Here is a 5,607-nt window from a genome sequence, read left to right on the forward strand (position 1 = left end):
CTATTTCCTAATATCCTTGATCAGATGCGGCGGAACTATATAGTCCTTATCTAACTGGTCGATGTTGATCATCATGCCCATGATCTTGCTGATGCTTTCTATGTTTAGAGTGCCGATCAAACGCTCTAGCTTTATCGACTCGATCACATAGTCATAGCGTGCGTTTTGATAGTCCCTGAGGCTGTTAAACAGCTTGGTTTCGGCCGCCAGCAGGTCGGTAATGGTTCGCGTGCCAAGCTGGTACGCTCTCTGGATGCCTTTATAGGATGAGTAGTTCGCCTTGATAATGGTCTCAAAGGTAGAGATAGCCTGAGACAGGTCATTGATGTTGAGTATGGTTTGGTAGGTGCTGTCTCGGGTTTGAACAAAGGTGTTCTCAAGTAATATCTGTCTTCGCTCGAGTGTGGTGCTGTTCTTGCTGTAGGAGTAGTAGTTTGAACCACCAGAAATAATCGGCACAGATAGGTTTAGACCTAATGTCATGGATTCGCTTTTACCGGTGGCGGTAAGGTCAGTCCTATCGTAGTTGTTGCTGTCGTCGTTTCGATAACTGCCGGTAACCGACACGCTAGGCAGAAAGTCTGCGCCACTCTCTTGGAGACTGCGCTTGGCAATCTTCACCTCGAGTTTAGATACCAGCACACTGTTGTTGTATTTGATGGCATCCTCAATCAACTCATCTTGTTTCATATCCGCAATCACATCAAACAGCACCTCAGGCTTGAGGTCCTGCATAGGAGTCACTGGATATTGCACCGCAGAGTTGAGTCGATTTAATACCACATCCCGGTCTTTTTTTAGGCTCCTAAGGCGGTTAGCTATCCCTTCTTTTTGCGCAAGAACCTCGTAGAGTTCACTGCCTGCAACGTTGCCCAACTCCACGTTTCGCTTCATCTGATCATAGCGAGAAGAAGAGGACTGCAACTCCGCAACAGTAGCATTGAGTTGGGCGCGATTCTTTAGGTATTCAAAGTAGTCTATGGCCGTGGACTCAATCACCTCTTTGACTTTGATGTCGTGATTGACCTCGGCTACGGAAAAGTTGAGCTTGGAGGTGCCGTGAGCAAAGATATCGCTCAGATTAAAGATGGACTGACTAAAGGAGAGGCTATAGCTGTGTGAGTTATATTCGCTCTTGGTATCTGGGACTGTGCGTAGGTCGGTCTTATTCTCATTCCATGTGGTATCGGCGGCACCCGTCAAAGAGGGCAGGAATTTGGAACGACTGACGCCTAAGTCGGCTTCACTCTCTTCGATACTGAGCTTACTCGCCGCTATTTCAAGATTGTTGTTTAGCGCAAGCTCTATTACCTGTGCAATGTCATTGGCGAAACTGTTCCCGGCAAACCCAAAGGTTAGGGGAATCAGTGGTATGAAACGGTTAAACCTAGGCCAACTTCTGAATCGCTGCATACTTCTTAATTGCCTTTAATATTTCGTCTTTTTTGTAGGGTTTGCTAATTACAAAATCCATTCCCGCATCGATACAGGCCTTATGTTCGCTGGCACTGGTGAGTGCGGTCGCACCTATGATGGTGCATGGACGTTTCTGCTTAGTTTGCCTTTCATAGCTTCGTATAATCCGAGTTGCCTCTATGCCTCCCATTCCCGGCATGATGCAGTCCATAAAGATGATTTCGCAGCTGTTGTTTTTCACGTATTCAACCGCTTCAGAACCATCATTGACCGTGCTAGCCTCAAGCTCGTTCTTCACTAAGATTTGCTTGAGCAGGAATTGCTGAACCTTGTCGTCTTCAACGATCAATATGTCCATTTTCTCTTCGGTCACCTCTTCAGACTCTTCTGAAAGGGCCTCAGACAGAGCTGGGATGAACTCGTGTTCTATGTGCGGAGCAAAGAAGGTTTTATCTACCAAGCCATTTAATTCCTGCGCCGTTTGAGTGGTGCTGACAGAGACAAAGAGCTTGGTCTTACCCTCTTTTTTGAGCATGGAAGCTAGGATCTTGCTGTAGGGCTGCATCCTTATTCCTTCCAAGTCGTCGCCAATCAGAACGGCATCGTAATCAAAGCTGTCGCTGCCTTTTAGCTTGCTCAATATATCGTTGGGCTTTTCTATGATGTCGACGCTCGCGCCATGCCCCTCAAGCATGTCGGCCAAGATGTTAGTTTTCAGCACCGAGCCGGCGCAGATAAGGAAACGGCTTTCTTCCAAGCTGTGGTCAACTTTGCAAAAGGAGTTGGTCTTTTGCATAAACTGAATGTTAAGTCGCTCTTGTCTCCCAGAGCTAAACCAATTCAGGCTGAAGTCTTTGAAATCCCTGAGTATAGTTTTGGTCCAGTTCTCTGAGTTTTCTTTCGACTCTTCACTCCAAAATAGCGACTCAATCTTCTTTAGGTTGTTATCAAAGCTGGTAAGGAAATAGATCTCGATATTGGTCTTGGTCCACTCAATGTCAGACTGTTTGGTGGAGTCGATGACCATAAGGATGCTTTTATCTTCACGGATCTTGATGGCATTTGAGATCTGCAGGAACAGAACCCAAAACAGGCTGGTGGCGTTACCAAACACGATATTGGGTAGGTCTTGAGAGATCTTACATTCAAACTTCTGCTGACTCCTTTGGGTCTTGGTTGAGACCAATATGGCCAATTCCGACACCAGAGTAGGGAAAGAGAAGTTCTTGTTGCTGTTTGAATTGGTGTTGGAGATAAGCTGGTTATAGTTCTCCGCCAAATCAGACAAGGTTTTGGTGGCCGAGGTAATGTCTCGCGCCATGGCGATACTCTCGTTCTCTGTATCTTGCACCAGAAAGTTAACCCCACCCTTGATGGTGTTGGTAAGGCCGCGGATCTCGTATCCAATTAACCCATAAAGGTGGCGATACAAATCTGCATTGGCCTCCAAAGAGTCTCGTTCTTTGTAGCTTTTAAGAACACTTGAGAAGATGGCGCGCTCCGAATTGTCCAGCTCTAGGCTGGTCAATCGCTCTTCTATGTAGTCGATGCGCTCTGTCTTTATATCTTCGGCTAAACGATCGATCTTCTTGTTGAGCGTACTGTTCTTTTGCTTGGTTTTTCTAACGCTAAATAATGTCAGCAGGGTAACGGTAAGCAGTAAAAATGAAAGCACGCCAATGATGTTGATGATCACATACAGCTTCTTATCACGCTCACTGACATAGGCCTCAATATGGGTTCGTATTAAGCGGTCGTTGTTCTGGTCTATTACCAATAGCAACTTGGAAAGGTCGAAAAACAGCTTTTGTTTGTCTGCGCTACTCGGTGACGGGATAGCATTGAATTTATTGATTGATAACAATAGGTTGGTGTACTCAAGAGAGCCCACTAAGCTCAGATGCTTTTTGTCGGTCGCCGCCTCAGATTCGAAATCGCGCAGTGAAGTGACTATTTCACTGGTTTTGCTAGCGGTTTGTTGGCAGGAGTTGCTATCGATGCAGAAACTCAAGTAATCCAGCGTATTGGAGATATCACGATTCAGATTTTTACTCGCAACCACGATTGGCAGCGAGTCTATGTCTTTAAGTGTGCCAATCTGTAGTCGGCTCCAGAAGATAACGGAGCAGACCAAAATGACAGAAAGCAGTATCAGCAGGCTGACTTTAAAAGCAGGGATCCGAACCTTGCTCGTTTTTGTCATCATAGATTACCTTTCATCGAATGCGCTCTCTATGGCTGACAGCACAGGTTTGGCGGCGTAATCTATGACTCTTCTCGAGCCTGTTTTGATATCGGCGGTGAACTCCATGAAAGGGGATAGGTTATACACCACGCCAGAACGCTCCAAGTTGTTGTTGGCTAGAGAAATCTTGGCGATGTAAAACTTGTTTTCTTCCTCCTCATAGGATGTGCGGCTGACCGAGGTGATCTTGCCCTCGATGTAGCCATATTTGGCGAAGTTGTAAGTGTCGATTTTCACCTTGACGGTCTGGCCTACCTCGACAAAACCGAGCTCCTTCCTTGGTATCTTAGCTTCACCGTGCAGGCTATTGTTCAAGGGAGCGATATCCGCGATGCTCTCTCCTGGCGGTACAACAGCAGATTTAAAGTTGAAATGGACCTTATCTATCACACCATCAACCGGCGAATAAACCACGAGTCGATCGACTTTGTCCGTATGTTGAGAGGTTTGTATCGCTTTTAGCTCTATCTCTTTGTTGGCCTCGATGATCTGCGATTGATACTTGGAGTTTCTATCCGCAATAAGATCAGTGAGCTGTTTATTCATCTTATCCAGTTGAAATCGCTCATTCATGATGGATTCGTCTAGATTTTCTATCTCCCTAACCATATTTGACTCCTGAACTCTCATATTCAGCACGTCAATATATGAAGCCATCTCTTCCTTATATAGGGTACTTTTAATTTTTAGTTGCTCTTGAATTAGCTTTAATTGTGCAGTGGCGCTTTTTTTTCTCGATTTCATCGAGCGTATTAGCACTCCCTTATGTTCGATATCGTGTCGAATAAGGGATTCGTTGGAAATGTTCTTATTATATTCTTCTTGCCAAGTAGTGACGTTGCTATTTACTAGGTGGGAGTGATTGGTGAATTTACTGTAGTCAGGCTCCTGCATATCTATCAGGGCTTGATATCGAATAATATCTAGCTTTAATTGAGTGATCTCGTTTTGGATACTGTTGAGTTGGGTACTGCGATCTTCCGCTTTCAGTCGCGCAATTTCCTGGCCTTCAAACACAAAATCACCAGGCTTAACCAAGATCTCTTCGAGGATCCCTCCTTCTAGGTGCTGGACTTTCTCAATGTCAGAATCGAGTAGCAATTCTCCTCGCGCAGAAACCACTATGTCGATTTCAGCCTGTGAGGCAACCGCCACTATCACGAGTAGTGAAACAAAGGTAAGCAGCAGCACCTTTTGGAATACCGTCATACTTGATGAAAGAACGATATTGCTCTCGAGGTTCTCTGCTACTGGTTTGTTACGCGAGACTAGGGCTTTTTTGATGTGATAATCAAGTTCGTTATTGTCCATGCTACATCCCTCATCCTTGAAGTTGCTTAGTTGTTATCACACGCTGTTCTTCCCTTTATCAAATTCCTTGTTGTCAGTCTGAACTAGTTACTGGTGCACCGTTTCAAAGTGGGTTTAACCCTGCTTGTCTGGTTTTTAGGTTTCTCTAAGTCGAGTAGAACTGACTCTATGTGCTTGTTGGTCACAAATAGGCTTGTTAGCACGCTGATCACCTCATCGGCACTGGGTGTAACCCCTAAGCGACACTGACTTTCAAGCTTATTTAGCTTCTTACTCGTATCTACCTCTTCCATATATTCTAGAGATGTTCTTAGTTGGTAAATATAGTTACCGAGGTCTTGTAACTGATCCTCAGAATACATTTTTTCTATCTCTTTGTGCCCAAGCTTAAACTCGTCGTAATACTCTTGTAATAAAATTCTAAGGCCAGTTTTATCGTAATTGATCGACGAAAGTAATTTATCTACCTCAACCATTTTTCTGCCTTTTTCAAAATAGAGTGATCTACAGCATATAGGAAAGGATACTCTTGATAACTTTCAAGAAAATTTTCAAAAAATACTTGGTTGTTCTGAAATTTCTCCTTTAATGCCGCTCAGGAAATATCAAAAATCTCATAGGACACGGAGGCTGAG

The 5,607-nt window shown here is 44.6% G+C and carries 4 protein-coding genes; all 4 read right to left on the reverse strand.

The features are described from left to right. The 4 genes from Pcarn_RS04550 to Pcarn_RS04565 all read right to left on the reverse strand — a co-directional run bounded on the left by Pcarn_RS04550 (position 1) and on the right by Pcarn_RS04565 (position 5,448). The gene (locus Pcarn_RS04550) at positions 1-1,413 is read right to left on the reverse strand and encodes a TolC family protein (RefSeq protein WP_261835201.1); all 1,413 of its coding nucleotides are present in this window, start codon (positions 1,411-1,413) and stop codon (positions 1-3) included. Beyond that, the gene (locus tag Pcarn_RS04555; protein WP_261835202.1) at positions 1,388-3,622 is read right to left on the reverse strand and encodes a response regulator; all 2,235 of its coding nucleotides are present in this window, start codon (positions 3,620-3,622) and stop codon (positions 1,388-1,390) included. Before Pcarn_RS04555 ends, Pcarn_RS04550 begins: the two co-directional genes overlap by 26 nt. Positions 3,623-3,625: 3 nt before the next feature. Further along, the gene (locus tag Pcarn_RS04560) at positions 3,626-4,972 is read right to left on the reverse strand and encodes an HlyD family type I secretion periplasmic adaptor subunit (protein ID WP_261835203.1); all 1,347 of its coding nucleotides are present in this window, start codon (positions 4,970-4,972) and stop codon (positions 3,626-3,628) included. Positions 4,973-5,055: 83 nt separating this feature from the next. Then, the gene (locus Pcarn_RS04565; protein WP_261835204.1) at positions 5,056-5,448 is read right to left on the reverse strand and encodes a hypothetical protein; all 393 of its coding nucleotides are present in this window, start codon (positions 5,446-5,448) and stop codon (positions 5,056-5,058) included. Positions 5,449-5,607: the final 159 nt, after the last annotated feature.

The organism is Vibrio ishigakensis (assembly GCF_024347675.1).
Classification (GTDB): domain Bacteria; phylum Pseudomonadota; class Gammaproteobacteria; order Enterobacterales; family Vibrionaceae; genus Vibrio; species Vibrio ishigakensis.

Bases quoted from the DNA above. Each gene is read 5' to 3' on its own strand.
- Pcarn_RS04550 (WP_261835201.1), bottom strand. From the start codon at position 1,413: ATGCAGCGATTCAGAAGTTGGCCTAGGTTTAACCGTTTCATACCACTG.
- Pcarn_RS04555 (WP_261835202.1), bottom strand. From the start codon at position 3,622: ATGATGACAAAAACGAGCAAGGTTCGGATCCCTGCTTTTAAAGTCAGC.
- Pcarn_RS04560 (WP_261835203.1), bottom strand. From the start codon at position 4,972: ATGGACAATAACGAACTTGATTATCACATCAAAAAAGCCCTAGTCTCG.
- Pcarn_RS04565 (WP_261835204.1), bottom strand. From the start codon at position 5,448: ATGGTTGAGGTAGATAAATTACTTTCGTCGATCAATTACGATAAAACT.